Source organism: Caulobacter sp. 17J65-9 (assembly GCF_010975005.1).
Taxonomy (GTDB): Bacteria; Pseudomonadota; Alphaproteobacteria; order Caulobacterales; family Caulobacteraceae; genus 17J80-11.
The window spans coordinates 1-17,178 of sequence record NZ_JAAIVC010000068.1 but is presented as its reverse complement, the minus strand read 5'-3'; the positions used below and the strand labels follow the sequence as shown (position 1 = coordinate 17,178).

13 protein-coding genes and 1 pseudogene are annotated in these 17,178 nt (G+C 71.9%); 9 read left to right on the top strand and 5 right to left on the bottom strand.

The genetic code is table 11. From position 1 onward, the window contains the following. A pseudogene (locus tag G3573_RS11725) lies at nt 1-305 on the bottom strand (hypothetical protein); the annotation flags it as partial. A 193-nt stretch (nt 306-498) separates the two neighbouring features. On the opposite strand from G3573_RS11725, the gene G3573_RS11720 reads away from it, so the two are divergent. The 5 genes from G3573_RS11720 to truA all read left to right on the top strand — a co-directional run bounded on the left by G3573_RS11720 (nt 499) and on the right by truA (nt 4,226). Further along, on the top strand, nt 499-1,296 hold the full coding sequence (locus tag G3573_RS11720; RefSeq protein ID WP_163261270.1) for a HAMP domain-containing sensor histidine kinase: 798 nt from the start codon (nt 499-501) through the stop codon (nt 1,294-1,296). A 45-nt stretch (nt 1,297-1,341) separates the two neighbouring features. Then, the gene (locus G3573_RS11715; RefSeq protein WP_163261269.1) at nt 1,342-1,764 is read left to right on the top strand and encodes a SufE family protein; all 423 of its coding nucleotides are present in this window, start codon (nt 1,342-1,344) and stop codon (nt 1,762-1,764) included. Between the two features lie 44 nt (nt 1,765-1,808). Further along, nucleotides 1,809-2,327 carry a peptide deformylase gene (gene def, locus G3573_RS11710; RefSeq protein ID WP_163261268.1) on the top strand — a complete coding sequence of 173 codons (519 nt, stop codon included), beginning with the start codon at nt 1,809-1,811 and terminating at the stop codon, nt 2,325-2,327. Nucleotides 2,328-2,565: 238 nt separating this feature from the next. Continuing rightward, entirely contained in the window at nt 2,566-3,489 is a 924-nt protein-coding gene (fmt, locus tag G3573_RS11705; RefSeq protein ID WP_163261267.1) for a methionyl-tRNA formyltransferase, read from the top strand. After that, nucleotides 3,489-4,226 carry a tRNA pseudouridine(38-40) synthase TruA gene (truA, locus tag G3573_RS11700; protein ID WP_163261266.1) on the top strand — a complete coding sequence of 246 codons (738 nt, stop codon included), beginning with the start codon at nt 3,489-3,491 and terminating at the stop codon, nt 4,224-4,226. Before fmt ends, truA begins: the two co-directional genes overlap by 1 nt. A gap of 10 nt (nt 4,227-4,236) precedes the next feature. On the opposite strand, the gene G3573_RS11695 is transcribed toward truA, so the two are convergent. The 3 genes from G3573_RS11695 to dapE all read right to left on the bottom strand — a co-directional run bounded on the left by G3573_RS11695 (nt 4,237) and on the right by dapE (nt 12,144). Next, nucleotides 4,237-9,693 (bottom strand): DUF4011 domain-containing protein, encoded by a 5,457-nt coding sequence (locus tag G3573_RS11695; protein ID WP_163261265.1) that lies wholly within the window; start codon nt 9,691-9,693, stop codon nt 4,237-4,239. After that, the gene (locus G3573_RS11690) at nt 9,693-10,880 is read right to left on the bottom strand and encodes a M48 family metalloprotease (protein ID WP_163261264.1); all 1,188 of its coding nucleotides are present in this window, start codon (nt 10,878-10,880) and stop codon (nt 9,693-9,695) included. The genes G3573_RS11695 and G3573_RS11690 overlap by 1 nt, the downstream gene beginning before the upstream one ends. Nucleotides 10,881-10,989: 109 nt before the next feature. Beyond that, nucleotides 10,990-12,144 (bottom strand): succinyl-diaminopimelate desuccinylase, encoded by a 1,155-nt coding sequence (dapE, locus tag G3573_RS11685; RefSeq protein WP_163261263.1) that lies wholly within the window; start codon nt 12,142-12,144, stop codon nt 10,990-10,992. 45 nt (nt 12,145-12,189) lie between these two features. Here dapE and G3573_RS11680 point away from each other — a divergent pair, with 45 nt between their 5' ends. The 3 genes from G3573_RS11680 (at nt 12,190) to G3573_RS11670 (ending at nt 15,599) form a co-directional block, all read left to right on the top strand. Then, nucleotides 12,190-12,633, top strand: a complete 444-nt coding sequence (locus G3573_RS11680) for a cupin domain-containing protein (protein WP_163261262.1) — start codon at nt 12,190-12,192, stop codon at nt 12,631-12,633. Between the two features lie 246 nt (nt 12,634-12,879). Further along, complete coding sequence (locus tag G3573_RS11675; protein ID WP_163261261.1) at nt 12,880-14,136, top strand: MFS transporter; 1,257 nt, start codon at nt 12,880-12,882, stop codon at nt 14,134-14,136. 74 nt (nt 14,137-14,210) lie between these two features. After that, nucleotides 14,211-15,599 carry a mechanosensitive ion channel gene (locus G3573_RS11670; RefSeq protein ID WP_163261260.1) on the top strand — a complete coding sequence of 463 codons (1,389 nt, stop codon included), beginning with the start codon at nt 14,211-14,213 and terminating at the stop codon, nt 15,597-15,599. A gap of 34 nt (nt 15,600-15,633) precedes the next feature. Here G3573_RS11670 and G3573_RS11665 read toward each other — a convergent pair whose 3' ends face one another. After that, entirely contained in the window at nt 15,634-16,362 is a 729-nt protein-coding gene (locus G3573_RS11665) for a 3-deoxy-manno-octulosonate cytidylyltransferase (RefSeq protein ID WP_163261259.1), read from the bottom strand. 182 nt (nt 16,363-16,544) lie between these two features. Here G3573_RS11665 and G3573_RS11660 point away from each other — a divergent pair. Then, nucleotides 16,545-17,178 (top strand): cytochrome c family protein (locus tag G3573_RS11660; RefSeq protein WP_163261258.1); only part of this gene is annotated, 634 nt, incomplete at its 3' end.

Here is a 17,178-nt window from a genome sequence, read left to right as displayed (position 1 = left end):
GGGCCGGTCAGGCCGCCGGTCGCGGCCGCGGCCAGCGAGCCGAACACGGCCCAGGCGCCCATGGCGGCGGTCCGCGCGATCTCGCCGTCGCGCAGGCGCAGCAGCTGCATCAGCAGGCCCGGCGCCGCGCCCGCGATCAGCGCGCCCAGCACGAAGACCGAGTAGCCGTAGACGAACCACAGGGCGACGCCGGCGACGACGACCAGGGCGCTCCAGCCGAGCGCGCCGATCAGAAACGTCTCGAACTCCTCGCGCGCGGGGGCGGAGGAGCCGTCGATCCGTTCTAGGGGCGCGTGTTCGGGCAAGGGTGAGTCGCTGCGGTTCAGTGAACGGGACAGTTTAACCGCTGAGACGGCCCCTGCGAGCCGGCTCCCGTGACGCGCGATTACGGGGCGAGAAATCCAAACCTCCGGCAACGGTTTCGCAAGCACGCGAAGAAACGGATTCGTAAGCGCAATCGTGGCATTCCGACGACACAGTCGAAGGTCGAAGGCCCGAATGTCGCGTATGGCTCAGCGTTCCGTACCCGTCCCGCCCCGTCTCGCGGAGCGCCGCGCGGCCGGTCAGGAGGCCCGCCCCGAGGCGCGGCAAGAGAGCGGCGAGGCCGCCGGCAAGCGCTCCTTCCTGCGCATGGCCGCTCACGAGCTGCGCACGCCGCTCAACTCGATCATCGGCTTCTCCGAGATCCTCAGCCACGAGCTCTACGGCCCGCTCGGCGCGCCGCAGTACCGCGAATACGCCGAGATCATCCGCGGTAGCGGCCTGCGCATGCTGCGCCTGGTCAACCAGGTGCTGGAGATGGCCCGCCTGGAGAGCGGCCAGATGGAGCTGGACCCCCGCGTCGAGCCGCTGGACGCCGTGTTCGACGACGCCATCACCAGCGTGCGCGAGGAGGCCGCGGCGCGCGACCTGCGCTTCGCCTGCGAAATCCCCAGCCCGGTCCCGGCCGTGCTGGCCGACGCCAAGGCGGTGCGCACGGTGGTGGTCAACCTGCTGCAGAACGCCGTGGCCTACGCGCCCGAATGCGGCGAGGTGCGCGTCAGCGCCCGCGCCCAGGGCCCGCTGGTGATCATCGAGGTCGAAAACGACGGCGAGGGCCTGGATCCCGAGCAACTGCCGCGCCTGATGCAGCCGTTCGAGCAGGGCGAGCACGCGCTTACCCGCCGCAACCAGGGCGCGGGCCTCGGCTGGCCGATCGTGCGCCTGCTCTGCGAGGCCATGGGCGGCAGCTTCACCGTGCGCACCGCGCCGGGCGAAGGCCTGACCGCGAGCGCCACGCTGATCCGGGTGGGCTGACGCGACGCGTTGCCGCCGCCGCGCGCCCGGCTTATCTGAGCGCCGATGACGACGATCGCCGACGAACTGACCGAACTGGCCGACGAATTCGACCTCCTGGGCGACTGGGAGGAGCGCTATCGCTACGTCATCGACCTGGGCCGCGAGCTGGAGCCGCTGGCCGAGGGCGAACGCAACGACGCCAACAAGGTGCACGGCTGCGCCAGCCAGGTGTGGCTGTCGACGCGCCGCACGCCCGACGGCCGGCTGGCCTTCCGGGGCGATTCCGACGCCCACATCGTCAAGGGCCTGATCGCCGTCCTGCTGCGGCTGTATTCCAACCGCACGCCGGAAGAGATCGCCAGCTTCGACGCCCGCGAGGCGGTGCAGCGCCTGGGCCTGTCCGAAGCGCTGTCGACCCAGCGCTCCAACGGCCTGGCCGCCATGGTCGCGCGCATTCGTCGCGACGCCGAACTGGCGGCGGCCTAATCCCCGACCTTGACCCTCAGGTATTGCGAGCCTACCTCCCAGCCATGGCCATCCGTCCGATCCTCAACGTCGCTGAATCCGCGGCGATCCTGAAGCAGGTCTCCGCCCCGGTGGAGCGCGTCGACGACGAGCTGCGCGCGCTCATGGACGACATGTTGGAGACTATGTACGACGCGCCCGGCATCGGCCTGGCGGCGGTGCAGATCGGCGTGCTGAAGCGCGTGATCGTCATGGACCTGGCCAAGGAAGGCGAGGAGCCCAAGCCGCAGTACTTCGTGAACCCGGAGATCACCTGGGCCTCCGACGAGACCGCGCCCTACGAGGAGGGCTGCCTCTCGGTGCCGGAGGTCTATGACGAGGTCCAGCGCCCCGCGCGGGTGCGCCTGAAGTATCTGGGCTACGATGGCGTCGAGGTCGAGGAAGAGGCCGACGGCCTCTACGCCACCTGCATCCAGCACGAGATGGACCACCTGAACGGCGTGCTGTTCATCGACCACCTCTCGCGCCTGAAGCGCGACCGCGCCGTCCAGCGCGTGAAGAAGGTCATCCGCGAAGCGGCGTAAAAGAGCGGGTGCTTTTCCCTTCTCCCCTTGCGGGAGAAGGTGGGTTGCGGAGCAACCCGGATGAGGGGTGCCGGCGTCGACCTCGGCTGGCCGTAGCGCCCGTTCATCCTACGCCCGATCTTCAAACGTCCCGCCGACACCCCTCATCCGGCCGGCTCCGCCGGCCACCTTCTCCCGCAAGGGGAGAAGGCGACAGAGCGCGTGCAATCCCGCTCCGCTCCCGCTAAGACCCCCGCCCATGCGCATCGCCTTCATGGGCACTCCCGAATTCGCCGTCCGCGCCCTGGCCGAGCTGGTCGCCGCCGGGCATGAGATCGCCGCCGTCTACACCCAGCCGCCCAAGCCGCGCGGCCGCGGCCAGCAGCTGGCGCCCTCGCCGGTGCAGGCCTTCGCGGAGGGGCTGGGCCTGCCGGTCCGCACGCCCGTGTCCATGCGCGACCCGGCCGAGGTCGAGGCCTTCCAGGCCCTGGATCTCGACGTCGCGGTGGTGGTCGCCTACGGCCAGATCCTCAAGGCGAACGTGCTCGACGCGCCCCGCCTGGGCTGCTTCAACCTGCACGCCTCCTTGCTCCCGCGCTGGCGCGGCGCCGCGCCGATCCAGCGCGCCATCATGGCCGGAGACGCGGCTACCGGCGTGCAGGTCATGCGCATGACCGAAGGCCTCGACGAGGGCCCGATCGTGCTGTCGGAGATCGTGCCGATCTCGGCCGACGACACCTCGGCCACCCTGCACGACAAGCTGGCCATGGCCGGCTCCTCCCTGCTGCCCCGCGCCCTGGCCGCCATCGAACGCGGCGGCGCGACCGAGACCGAGCAGGCCGGCGAGCCGACCTACGCCAGGAAGATCACGCCCGCGGAGGCGCGCATCGACTGGGCCCGCCCGGCGATCGAGATCGACCGCCACGTGCGCGGCCTGTCGCCCTTCCCGGGCGCCTGGTTCGAGGCGCCCTCCGACAAGGGTCCGGTGCGGGTGAAGGTGCTGTTGACCCGGCTGGAGCCGGGATCGGGCACGCCGGGGACCCTGCTGGACGACGGCCTCAAGGTCGCCGGGGCCGAGGGCGCCGTGCGCCTCGTGAAGGTGCAGCGCGAGGGCAAGGGCCCGCAGGACGCCGAGACCTTCCTGCGCGGCTTCCCGCTGGCGGTCGGGACCGTGCTGGGCTGATGCCGCGCTACCGCCTGCTGATCGAATACGACGGCGGCCCGTTCAAGGGCTGGCAGAGCCAGAAGAACGCGCCTTCGGTGCAGGACGCCCTGCAGGAGGCGATCCACGCCTTCACTGGCGAGACCGTCTCCGTCGGCGGCGCGGGGCGCACCGACACTGGCGTGCACGCCACCGGTCAGGTCGCCCATGTCGATCTCACGAAGGACTGGCCGGCCAAGACCGTGCGTGAGGCGATGAACGCCAAGCTGGTGCGCAAGGGCGTCGTGGTGCTGGCGGCCGAGCAGGTCGACGCCGACTTCCACGCCCGGTTCTCGGCCACCGGCCGGCGCTATCTCTACCGCATTCTCGACCGCACCGCGCCGCCAGCCCTGGAGCGCGGGCGCGTGTGGTGGCTGCGCAAGTCGCTGGACGTCGAGGCCATGCATGAGGCCGCCCAGCATCTGGTCGGCCTGCACGACTTCACCACCTTCCGCGACGCCGCCTGCCAGTCGGCCTCGCCGGTGAAGACGCTCGACCTGGCCACGGTCGAGCGGGTGGGCGCGGAGGTTCACCTGCGCTTCGCCGCCCGCAGCTTCCTGCACCGCCAGGTCCGCTCCATGACCGGCACGCTGGCCGAGGTCGGCCAGGGCCGCTGGAGCGTCGCCGACGTGAAGGCGGCGCTGGTGGCGGCCGACCGCTCCCGCTGCGCCCAGGTCGCCCCGCCGGACGGCCTGTACCTGACCGACGTGGAGTACTGAGCGGCGGCGCTCAGTCGGCTTCCGCGTAGCCCTTGCGCAGCTTCTCCTCGATCAGCTTGGCCATCTCCCGCCGGGCGCGGGCCTCGCTGTCGAAGGACTTCACCATCGCCTGGCCCTTGGTCCCGACCCGCCCGTAGGCGACGGTGACGTCCAGGCCCTGCACGCCGATGCGCCAGAACTTGTTCGACGCGCCCTGCTGGAAGCGGAACTCGCGCATGTGCGCCGGCAGGGAGGCGGCCGGCAGCGCCTGGTTGGTCGGCTCCTCCAGGCGCGGCGGCGGCGCGGCCTCGAGCGGCTGCTCCAGGTTCTTCAGCAGGGGATCAGCGTCGACGTCGTCGCGGCCGGCCAGCCGGGCCTCGATCCGCTCGACCACGCCCAGCGGGTCGCGCAGCCAGTCGGCCGACAGCACCTCGATCACCGGCCAGCCGAAGGCGCGCAGCACGTCCGGCCGGAACACGTAGCGCTCCCGCACGCGGGCCGCCCCCTCGCCCGGCGCGGGATCCAGCAGGACGCCGAGCGCGTAGCGGTCGCCGTCGCGCCCCGAGATCGCCAGGTCGCAGCGGAACTGCGAGCGGCCGACATGCTCGTGCACGACATGGCCGCGCGCGCGCAGCGCCTCGGCCAGCGAGGTCCGCAGCGGGTCGACCGGCGGCGTCGAGGCGAAGGCCTCGCGCGCGCCCGGGTTCAGCGCGCCCAGCACGGCCTGGGAGCGCTCGCCCTCGCCGCGCGCGCTGGCCTCGGCGAACTGCAGGAAGGCCTTCAGCGCCGCGGCGCCGTCGTTGTGGGTGTTGGTGATCGCCTCGGCGCGGATGGTCGAGACCACGGCCATGCGGTGCTTGGCCCGGCTGAAGATGACGTTCAGCCGCTTCTCGCCGCCGCGCTGGTTGATCGGGCCGAAGTTCATCAGCATCCGCCCGTCCGGACCCGGCGCGTAGCAGATGCTGAGCAGGATGATATCCCGCTCGTCGCCCTGCACGTTCTCCAGGTTCTTCACGAACAGGCCGTTGAACTGGTCCTCGTCCTCGCGAACGTACTCTTTCTCCAGCAGCGTCCCGAAGGCCGCATCCTCGGCCGCCAGGGCGTCCAGCGCGCTCTCGATCTCGCCCTGCTGGGCTTCGGAGAAGGCGACCACGCCGATGCTCTTGCCGGTGTCGCGCAGCAGCAGTTCACGCACCATGGCCGCGATGTGCCGCGCCTCGGGCAGGTTGCAGCGCCCGACATAGACCCCGTCCTCGACCGGGTGGAAGCTGAGCGGCCGCTCCAGCAGCTCGTCGACCGCCAGCCTCGCGGCCTCCGGCGCGTCCGAGCGCCGGGCGGTGATCTCGGCCGCCTGGCCCTCGATCCGCTGGTCGGGGATGGTGATCAGCCGCCCCTCGTAGAAGGCCGCGTTGGAGAAGCTGATCAGCGCTTCGTGGCGGCTGCGGTAATGCCAGGCCAGCAGGGTGGCCGGCAGGTTGCGCGCCGCCTGGTTCAGCAGGCTGTCGGCGTCCAGGGTGATGGCGACGCGCTCGCCGTCCTCTTCGGCGACGACGGTGCTGTCGTCCTCGTCGACGGCGCTGGAGAAGAAGCTGGTCGGCGGCAGCTGCATCTCGTCGCCGACCACCACCACCTGGTGGGCGCGGCTGAGCGCGGGCACGGCCTCCTCCATCGGGATCTGGCTGGCCTCGTCGAAGATCACCACGTCGAACAGGTCGCCCTGCAGCGGCAGGGTGTCGGAGACCGACAGCGGGCTCATCAGCCAGATCGGCTTCAGGTCGTCGACCACGGCGCCGGTGTCGCCGCCCGCGATCTCGCGGATGGCGCGGTAGCGCATGGTCTTGCCGAACTCGTGCTCCAGCTCGCGCCGGCCTGTGGCGTAGCGCTTGCGGAACTGGCGGCCGGGCTCGTCGAGCTGCGCCACCGACAGGGTGGAGCGGCGCACGTTGTCCAGGAACTTGCGGTGCTGGGCGGCGCGGACCATGGCGGCGTTGCGCTGCAGGCCGGCCTTCTCGGCGTGGCCGACGCGGCGCGCCGCCTGGGCCAGGGCCTGGCTGTCGAACCGCGCCAACTCGGGATCCTGGCGCATCAGCCGCGCCAGCGACTCCGCCGCCACCAGCGCCTCCAACCCGGCCGGGGGCAGGGGCAGGTCCTGCAGCATGCCGGCGAAGGCCGGACCGGCCTCATGGACGGCGCGCAGCAGCGGGATCAGGTCGGGCAGGTCGTCCAGCGCCTCGCGCGTGTCGCGCAGCCATTCCAGCAGGTCGTCGAGGCTCCGCCCGGCTGGCAGGTGGAAGTCGCGCTCGACGATCGCAGCCAGCCGCGAGACGGCGTCGGCCGCCGCCGCGTCGGCCCGGGCGGCGTCCGGAGACTGGCGCAGGGCCTCGACCATCCGCCGCAGCAACGGGCTCGACCGCAGCTCGTCGGTCAGGCCCTGGACCGCCTCTGCGAAGGCGGCGAAGTCGCGGACCGCGTAGCGGGCGCGCAGCGCCTGCTCGGCCGTCTCTCGCGCCGCCGTCGCGTCGTGCTCGGCGGAGAGCTCGGCCAGGATCGTCGCCAGCTTCGGCTTCACCGCGTGCTTGCCGAAGTCGTAGCGGCGCTTCAGCTCCTTGCCGAGCCGCCACCAGCCCGGCTTGAACAGGCGCAGGGGCGAGCCCTCGTCCTGACGCGCCATGTCCAGAGCCGCGGCCGTGTCCTGCGCAGACAGCTTGTCGAGCCAGTGGACCGTCGCCTTGGCCGCCTGCTCCACGCGGTCGGACAGCCGCTCCAGGTCGGCGCACGCCGCGCGCAGGTCGCGGGCCGGCTGGGTGGCGGGGTCCAGCAGCTCCAGCCGGCCGGCCAGGTCGAAGCCGTCGACGAGCGCGGCCGCCCGCGTCAGCTCCATGGCGTCGGCCAGGGTCAGCTCGCGTGACAGCAGCTGGTTCTCGTTCTCGAAGGCGGCGTCCAGCTCGTCGAACAGGGCGTCGCAGGCGTCCAGCCGCGCCTCCGTCTCGGCGTAGGCCTGCGGGTGGGTGAGCAGCGCGCCGGAGAGGCCGGCGAAGGGATGGCTGGCCAGGTTGTCGAGGCCGAAGCGGTCGCGCAGGGTGCGGACCAAGCGGTCGGTCAGATCGCGCTGCGCCGCCCAGACAGCGTAGTCCGGCAGCCGCTCGCGCACGGCCGGCCCGACGCCGGGATCGGCCGGCGGCAGGGCGACGGCGCGCCGGATCAGGGCGCGCACCGAACAGGCCAGGCTCTCCGGGGCCGAGGCCATGGCGGTCTCGAACCGTTCCAGCCGCGCCAGCTGTTCCTCGGCCAGCTTGACCGCGGCGCCGCGCGCCTCGGCCACGCGAGCCAGGTTGTCGCCCTGGGCGACCCACTGCTCGTAGCCGTCGCGCAGGTTATGGACGAAGGCCTTCTTGTCGGTCTGGGAGTCGTGGATCAGGCAGCAGAGGTCGTCCAGGCCGCTCTGCTTCAGCCGATGGAACACCACGTCCAGCGCCGCGCGCTTCTCGCAGACGAACAGCACCCGCTTCCCGCGGCCGGCGTAGTCGGCGATCAGGTTGGTGATGGTCTGCGACTTCCCCGTGCCCGGCGGGCCCTGGATGATGAAGCTGCGGCCGCTGCGGGCCACGCCCACGGCGGCGTTCTGGGTGGCGTCGCCCGCCACGACGTTCCACTGCTCGGAAAGCGGGATGGCCGGCGGCGGCGCGGTCTCCACTTCGCGCGGCTCGATCGAGAAGATCCGGTCGAAGGCGGGGTTCGAGGCCGGCTCGTCGATGAGCTGGTCGTAGTCCCGCACCAGGGACATCTTCTTGTAGCTGAAGTTGGCCAGGGTGACCTGGGTCAGGTCCAGGTCCCAGGCGAACTTGTGGCCCTCGTCCTCCGGCAGGGAGAAGGTCAGGTTCTCGACCTCGGCGGTCGGCGCGCTCATGTGGACGGGCGTGGCCGGGGCGCGACCGCCGACCGCGCCGCGCAGCGGCAGGGGGCTCGGCTTCACCTGCTGCTCGAACAGGGCCAGGCCCAGCGGGCGGTAGTCCTCGCGGTCGTAGCTGAAGTCCGGCCGGCCGACGCTCGCGCGGCGCAGGTCGCGGCCGCGCCGGCGCTGGAACTGCTGCAGCCGCTGGACCGCCTTCTGGTGAATCAGCCGGATCGACGGACGGGTGTGCAGCCGCAGTTCGACGCCCGGCTCGGAAGCCTGGATCTGGGCCTGCAGGTCGGCGTGGATCTGCTCCAGCGAGACCTCGCCGAGGTCGATGGTCTCGGGCAGTCGGATGTCGTGCAGCTGGCGCAGGTGGTGGCGCAGCGCCGGGTTGAACTCGGCCTCGTCGTCGGTGGCCTGCAGGACGTACTGGTCGGTGACGCCCTTCTTCTTGACCAGTTCGACCGGGATCCACAGCAGAGGCGAGGTGATCCGTTCCTCGGGCGCTTCCTTCAGGTTGTTCCAGCGCAGGAAGGCGATGACCAGGCGCAGGTGGCTGAAGCCGTACTCGGCCCGGTCGCGGCGGGTTTCCTGGATCAGCCGGTCCAGCGAGGCGGGCAGGTAGGTCTGGTCCTCGAAGCGCAGCCAGCGGCGCAGGTTGACCGCCTTGCCGGCGGTCACCTCGGCGGCGAACTCGCCGCCCCAGGTGCACAGGTGGTCCGGCTGAACGCTCTCCAGGCGCAGCACCAGCGGCACGCTGGCCACGGTCAAGTTCACGCTCGACTGGGTCGGTCGGAAGTAGAGCAGCCGGTTGCGCCGAGACAGGTCGAACAGCCGGTCGCGCAGATGGGACAGCACCGCCGTGCGCCGGGACGTCGCGCCGGCGGCCGTGGCCAGCACCCGCTCGACGTCCAGCGTCGCCGGCTGGTCGCGCCAGGTCTCCAGCCGCCGCGCCAGCGCGGCCAGGTCGGTGGCCCGGTCGTGCCGGTTCAGCGCGGTCATCTCGACCACGACATTGGCCAGCACCGGGTTCAGCCGGTGCACGATGGCGAACAGGTTCTGGCGATGGGAGGCGAACCGGTCGACGTCGTTCGGATCGTTGAAGTCCAGCCCGCAGGCCAGGCAGGCCAGGATCTGGCCCAGCCGGAAGACGTCGGTGATCTCGTCGTGGTGGCCGAGCCGCAGCTCCCAGGCGTCGAAGCCCGGCAGGTAGACCGGCTTGGTGATCGGCTTGTCCGGGTCGCGCTCGGCGCGCAGGGTCTCGACCGCGACGCCGGTGTCGGAGTCCCGGGTCAGCCGCACCTCGTCGATGATGTTCAGGGCCGAGCTCGGTGTCGGCTGCACCGCCTTGATCGCGTCCAGGCGATAGCGCGGCGGCACGCCCTCAGGCCGGCGCAGGCGCAGGACCCCGTTGGGCGCCTGGACGATGTCGCCGGGGGCGAGCTCGGCCACGCGGCCGCGCTGGTGCAGCTCGCTCACCGCACGCAACAGCGGCAGGACGGCGAACAGCACGTCGTCCATCGGCAGGGCCATGCCCTGGTTGCGGGCCAGGGCCTCGGAAAGGCCGATGTCGGCGGTCTGCTGGTCGTCCATCACGCGGCCGCCTTCAGCTTGCGGGTCAGGGCGTCGACCTCGCGCTTGGCGAGGCCGGCGTCGCGCTTCAGCGCCTCGAGGAAGGCGTCGGAGCGGCCCAGCGTCCTGACCGCGCGCGCGGCTTCCACGAGGGCGTGGTCGCGCAGGTCGGGGTCGGCCAGGGCCAGGTCCAGCATGACGAAGCCCAGGTAGTCGCGCGCGCTGTCGTCGGCGGTCTCCGGCGTGACCGTGGCCAGGTCGAGCGTCGCCTCCGTCGCGGACCAGTCGGGGAAGTAGCGGCGCACCTGCGACATCACCAGCTCGCTGCGCATCGGCTCCTGCTCGACGAAGCGGGCGATCAGCCGCCGGGTCAGCCGCTCCAGCTCGCCCTGGTCGATCAGGTCGAGCTTGGCCATGGACAGAGGGCCCTGCAGCCGCTTGCGCAGCCAGGCGTCCAGCCCGGCCTCGCCGCGCGTCCACTTGTCGGCGGCCTGGGCGCGGATGAAGATCTCGGGGTGCGAAACCGCCTGGGACAGGCTGGGATCCGCCTGCTCCAGCTCCTCGGCCTGGGCCAGATAGGCGGCCGCATCGACGTTGGCCGCGCCGGTCTGAACCTTGACCAGGGTCGAGATCGACGGTCCCGCCGCGCCGCTGACGAAGGCGGCGCCGCGGTCGGCGAACACCTCGGTGTAGAGGCCGAACAGGCGCGCGGTGTTGACGTGGCTGGCCGCCGCGCCGGGATCGGCCAGGGTGTGGTCCAGGATGCGCGAGGCGGTGTGATAGTCGCCGCCGTCCATCGCCCACAGGCGGTAGTGCGACAGCTCGTGGCCCAGCAGGGCGATGAACTCTTCGGCGCTCAGCTTCTCCAGCACCGGGCCGTAGAGCACCACGTGCACCTCGCCCGGCAGGTAGAACAGGGCGGCGTTCATGCTCTCGCCGCCGGCCTGGTAGAGGGTGGCTGGCGCGTCGATCTCCAGCTTCGTCGTCACGGTCGCCAGGGCGGCGTAGGCCTGCGCGTGGCTTTCGGAGGTCAGCCGATAGGTCTCGCGCAGCAGGCCCGCCCGCATGGCCTGAACGTGCTGTTCCTGCACGGCGTAGGACGAGGCCCAGCGCCAGACCTCGGGCTCGGCGCGCTTGAGATGCTCGACCAGGCGAAGGTGGTAGGGCAGCGGGCGCAGGGCGTCGCCGACCGGTATGCCGATACTCATCCCCCGAACCGTCCTTCAGCCGCGAGCGCCCGGCAGACTATCGCGGCCGGTCTCGGCGGCAAGGACCGATGCGACGGGCGCCGCACGAAGGCGAGCGACGGAGCCCGTCTCAGGCGAAGGTCTTGAAGTACCCGCGGATCAGCTGGGCGTAGACCGCCTGCAGCTGGCGGACCTCGGTCTCCGGCACGCGCTCGTCGATCTGGTGCATGGTCTGGCCGACCAGGCCCAGCTCCACGACCGGGCACATGGCGCGGATGAACCGCGCGTCCGAGGTGCCGCCCTTGGTGTTGGGATCGGGGCGCACCCCGGTGACCGTCTCGACGGCGGCCATCACCGCGTCCACGAACGGGCCGGGCTCCGTCAGGAAGGCGTCGCCGGAGTGCAGGGTCTCAAGCGTCACCTTGCGGCCCGACGCCTCGCCGGCCAGCCGGCACTCTTCCTCGATCCAGGCGATCAGGCCCGCGCCGGTGTGGCTGGGGTTGAAGCGGATGTTGAAGCGCGCGGTGGCCCGCGGCGGGATCACGTTCGTCGCCGGATTGCCGACGTCGATAGTGGTCACCTCCAGGTTCGACGGCGGGAAGGCCGGATAGCCCTCGTCCAGCCGGCGGCCCTGCAGCCGCTCCAGCAGGTGGATCAGGGTCGGGATCGGGTTGGCGGCGCGCTCCGGATAGGCGACGTGGCCCTGGCGGCCGTCGACCGTGATCCAGACGTTCAGGCTGCCGCGTCGGCCGACCTTCACGGTGTCGCCCAGCACGGCGGCGGAGGTCGGTTCGCCGACCACGCAGTGGTCGATGCGCTCGCCCTCGGCGGTCAGCTGCTGGACCACCTTCTTGGTGCCGTCCAGCGCCACGCCCTCTTCGTCGCCGGTGATCAGGTAGGACAGGCTGCCCGGCAGCTCGCCCTCGGCCAGCACCTCGGCCACGGCGGCGGTCCAGGCGGCGATGCCGCCCTTCATGTCCACCGCGCCGCGCCCGATCAGCACCCCGTCGACGATGCGCGCCTCGAACGGGTCGGCGCTCCACGAGCCGGTGTCGCCCGGCGGCACCACGTCGGTGTGTCCGGCGAAGCAGAGGTTCGGCCCCGAGGTCCCGCGCCGGGCGTAGAGGTTCTCGATCTCGCCGAACGGCATGCGCCGGCAGCTGAAGCCGAGGTCGGCCAGCACGCCCTGCAGCACGTCCATGGCGCCCGCGTCGCGCGGGGTGACCGACGGCTTGCGGATCAGGTCGCAGGCGAGGAGAACGGGATCGACGCGGGAGATGGTCATTCGCGCCGTTTAGGGCCGGACGCGCGTCGCTGCAAAGGAAAGCGCATGGTCATCGATCTGAAGGCCGTGCCGGTGCGCACCGGCTCCGGCTATCCCGCCCCGTTCCACCTCGCCGCCGGCGCGCGCGAGAAGCAGGCCCTGGGCGACGCCGGCGGCCTGACCCAGTTCGGGGTCAACCTGACCCGCCTGCCGCCGGGGGCCTGGTCGGCCCAGCGCCACTGGCATCACGGCGAGGACGAGTTCGTCTGGCTGCTGGAGGGCGAGCTGGTGCTGATCACCGACGAGGGCGAGCAGACCGTGCGCGCCGGTCAGGCCTGCGCCTTCAAGTGCGGCGTTCCGAACGGCCACCACTTCGTCAACCGGTCGAACGCCGTCGCGGTCTATCTGGAGGTCGGCACGCGCACGCCCGGCGACATCTGCGAGTACCCGGACGTCGACCTGCACGCGATCGGCGACGAGTACGTCCACAAGGACGGCACGCCGTATTGAGCCTTCTCCCCCTGAGGGAGAAGGAGGGCCCCGCACGCCGGAGCGTAGCGGAGGCCCGTGCGGGAGGATGAGGGGTCGGGCTGCGCGTTCCGTGCGGTGCGACGGCCCGCCGCCCTGGCCGATGTCTCGCGACCCCTCATCCTCCCGCGCAGACCTCCGCCCTTCGGGCTCCGGTGCGCGGGCTCCGTCCTTCTCCCTCAGGGGGAGAAGGAGATTTCCCCGAAAAGGGGTGCTAAACCCGCCACCGTGACCGTCACCGCGCCCGCACCCGCTCCGCTCGTCTCCGACAATCCCTTCCGCGTTCCCGCCTTCCGCCTGGTCTGGCTGGCGCGGGTCGCCGCCGTGCTGGGCGTGCAGACCCAGAGCGCCGCGGTCTTGTGGCAGGTCTACGAGATCGCCCGACGCGGCCACGGGGTGGCGGAATCGGCCCTGTGGCTCAGCCTGGTCGGCCTGGTGCAGTTCCTGCCGCTGTTCGCCCTGACGCTTCCCGCCGGCGAGGCCGCCGACCGGCACGACCGCAAGCTGGTCATGGGCCTGTGCATCGCCGTCGAGGCTCTGTGCGCCGCCGCCTTCCTGGGCCTGGCCATTCACGGCTCGCCGCCGCTCTGGGCGCTGCTGGCGGTGGCCGCCGTGTTCGGCGCCAGCCGCGCCTACCTGGCCCCGTCCAGCCAGGCGCTGGTGCCCATGCTGGTCTCCCGCGAGGCCCTGCCGCGCGCCATCGTCGCCAACTCCCTGGCCTTCCAGGTCGGCGCTATCGCCGGCCCGGCGCTCGGCGGCCTGATCGTCGGCGTCTCGGTGGCCCTGGCCTACGGCGTGGCCTTGGGCCTGTTCGTCCTAGCCGCCGTGCTGGTGCTGTGCGTGCGCGCCCACACCAAGCCGGTGGTGCAGCCGGGCTCGCGCTGGGCGCTGATGGTCGAGGGCCTGTCCTACGTCTGGCGCACCAAGGTGGTGTTCGGGGCGATCTCGCTGGACCTGGTGGCGGTGCTGCTGGGCGGCGCGACCCTGCTGGTGCCCGTGTTCGCCAAGGACGTGCTGCACGTCGGACCGGAAGGCTTCGGCATCATGCGCGCCGCCTTCGGGGCCGGCGCCCTGGCCACGGCGCTGTGGCTGTCGCGCTTCCCGATCCTGCGCTCCGGCGGGGCCTGGATGTTCGGGTCGGTGGCGGTGTTCGGCCTGGGCACGGTGGTGTTCGGCCTCTCAACCCAGCTCTGGCTCAGCGCCGCGGCGCTCGCCGTCGCCGGCGCGGCCGACATGATCAGCGTCAACATCCGCCAGACCTTGATCCAGATCGCGACCCCCGACTCCATGAGGGGCCGCGTCTCGGCCGTCTCCATGCTGTTCATCGGCGCGTCCAACGAGCTCGGCGAATTCGAAAGCGGCCTGGCCGCCCGCTTCCTGGGGCCGGTCGGGGCGGCGGTGTTCGGCGGCCTGGGCTCGCTGGCGACGACGGGGCTGTGGGCCTGGTGGTTCCCGGACCTGCGCAAGGCCGACAAGCTGGTCTGATCCCGCTCGGAACCCCTTGGGCGAGCTTCCGTTGAATTCCGACGGGGGCGGGCCGCACAAGGGGCTTGAGCTTTATGGAACCCGTCCAGGTTCAAAATTTCGGCGACATGGTCGCCTTCTGGGGGCCGAGAATCCTCGGCGCCCTCGCCATCCTCCTGATCGCCTACTTCGTGGGCAAGGGCGTGAAGTGGGCCTTCGCCCGGGTGGTCGACCGCACCCCGGCGCTGGCCCAGCACAACGCCGGCAAGACCCGCCACGAGACGGTCGGCGCCAAGCTCGGCGACGTGGCCTTCTGGCTGATCCTGCTGGTCGGCCTGGTGGCCGCCCTGAACGTGCTGAACCTCGGCGGGGTGGTCACGCCGCTGAACCTGATGCTGTCCGACTTCCTGACCTTCATTCCGAACATGGTCGGGGCGGCGCTGATCTTCTTCATCGGTTTCCTGCTGGCGACCATCGTCAAGCGGCTGGTCGTCACGGCGCTGCAGGCCGCCAACGTCGAGCGCTGGCTGGCGCGCGCCGGGCTCGGCCGGGCGTCGGGCGCCGGGGTCGGCCTGGCCAACGCGGTCGGCACTCTGGTGTTCGTGCTGATCCTGATCCCGGTCACCATCGCCGCGCTCGAGACCCTGCAGATCGAGGCGATCTCGCGTCCGGCCGTCGCGGTGCTGTCGACCATCCTCAACGCCATTCCGCTGGTGCTGGCGGCGGCCATCGTGCTGGCCATCGGCTACGCCATCGGCCGCTGGGTGGCGAGCGTGATCGAGCGCATCCTGCCGGCCACCGGCTTCGACCGGGCGGTGATGTCGATCGCCGAGTTCTCGTCGATCAAGTCGCCCCCGCCGCCGACCGCCTATACGCCGGATACGAGCGAACCCGGCGTCGCGCCCCAGGCCATGGCCGAGGCTGCTGAGTTCGCCGCCGCGCCGGCGCCCAGGGCCTCGCCGTCCAGGATCGTGGCCATGATCGCCATGTGGGGCATCGTCGCCTTCTCGGCCATCGAGGCGGCGCGCCTGCTGCAGTTCGCCTCGGTCGCCGAGGTGCTGGAGAACGTCGTCGTCCTGGCCGGCCAGGTGCTGGTCGGCGGCGTGATCATCGCCGCGGGCGTGATCATCGCCGACCTCCTGTCCAACGCCATCGACCGCGGCACGGCCGGCGCCGACCGGTTCGCGTCGACCATCGTGCGCTGGGCCACCATCGCGCTGGCGACCGCCATGGGCCTGAGCTTCATGGGCATCGCCGACGAGATCGTGTTGTTGGCCTTCGGCCTGATCCTCGGCTCGGCCGCGGTGGCCGCGGCCCTGGCCTTCGGCATCGGCGGGCGCGAGACCGCCGGACGGCTGCTGGAGCGCTGGACCCGCCAGGCCGACGCGGCGCGGGCCGGCGTGCCGCACGCCCGCATCGACGAGGAGACCCCGCCTCCGCGGCGTCCGCGCGGCGGCGGCTCGTCCGCCGGCCGGGTGCAGTGAATGAGGAGGGCGGTCGAAAGACCGCCCTTCGCGTTTAGCGAGCCGCCGCGCGGGCCTCTTCCAGGTCGGCCGGGGTGTCGACCGAGATCGGCGCCTCGTCCAGCACCGCGGCCCACAGCTGCATGCCGGCCTCCAGGCCGCGCAGCTGTTCCAGCTTCTCGCGGCGCTCCAGCGGGCTGGGCGGCAGTTCGGTGAAGCGGATCAGCGCCTCGCGGCGATAGCCGTAGATGCCGATGTGCCGCCAGATCGGCGCGTCGCCGTACAGGGTCGATCGGGTGAAGTAGAGGGCGCGGCCCTGGCGTGCGCCTTCGGGCAGGGCGAGCACCGCCTTGACCACGTCCGCATTGGCCCGGTCGGCCGGCGAGCTCTCCGGCGCCACCACGGTGGCCACGTCGCAGGCGGGCACGTCGCGCAGGACGCCGGCGCAGGCCGCGACCACGGCCGGGTCCACGAAGGGCATGTCGCCTTGCAGGTTGATCACCGCGTCGTGGCGGCCGTCCGGGTCCAGCGCCTCCAGCGCGGCGCGGATGCGGTCGGAGCCGGACGGCAGGTCGGGGTCGGTCAGCACCGCGCGGCCGCCGGCCGCCTGCACGGCCTCGACGATCTCCTGGTCGCCGGCGGCGACGGCCACCGGGCCTGCGCCCGCGGCCTCGGCCTGGCGCAGCACGCGCACGATCATCGGCACGCCGCCGATGTCGGCCAGCGGCTTGTTCGGCAGGCGGGTGGCGGCCATGCGGGCCGGAATCAGGACGATCGGGTTCATGCGGGCAGGCCTCATCCGTACGCGGCGAAGCGCCGCGGCGCGTCCTGACGCCGCCGAGGACCGACGAGCGCGGTTGCGCATGCGCCGCTACCGTGTAAGAGACGCGGGCGCAAGAATCTGGGGCGCGCGCGGGGGATGGATTCCGTGCCTCGCGCCGCCGGTTTGTAGGACGTTGGGTCGGCATGAGCGGCGATCTCGAGTGGAATAAGATCTTCGGCGCGGGCCTCGCCACGGCGCTGGTCATCCTGGGCGTTCGTGAGGTGTCGACGCGCCTCTTCGCCTCGGAGCCGCCGGAAAAGCCGGGCTACGCCATCACGGTCGCCGAGGGCGGTGAAGAGGGCGCGGCCGCCGCGGCCCTGCCGACCGACTGGGGCACGGTCCTGCCGGTCGCCGACGTCGCCAAGGGCGAAGCGACCTTCAAGAAGTGCGCCTCCTGCCACGACATCTCCAGCGGCGGCCCGAACAAGATCGGCCCGAACCTGTTCGGCGTCGTCGGCCGCGTGCCGGGCACCCACGGCGGCTTCGCCTACTCGGACGCCATGAAAGAGCACGTCAAGGACGCCCCGCACTGGGGTTATGACGACCTCGACCACTTCCTGACCAACCCGGGCAAGATCGTGCCGGGCACCAAGATGTCGTTCGCCGGCATCAAGAACCAGGAAGATCGCGCCAACCTGATCGCCTATCTGCGCTCGCAGGGCTCGGGCTCGTTCCCGATCCCGGCGCCGGATCCGGCCCGCCAGCCGGGCGCCGCGGCCCCGGCCGCCGGTGCTGCGGCTCCGGCCGAAGGCGCCGCCGCTCCGGCTGCCGCCGAGC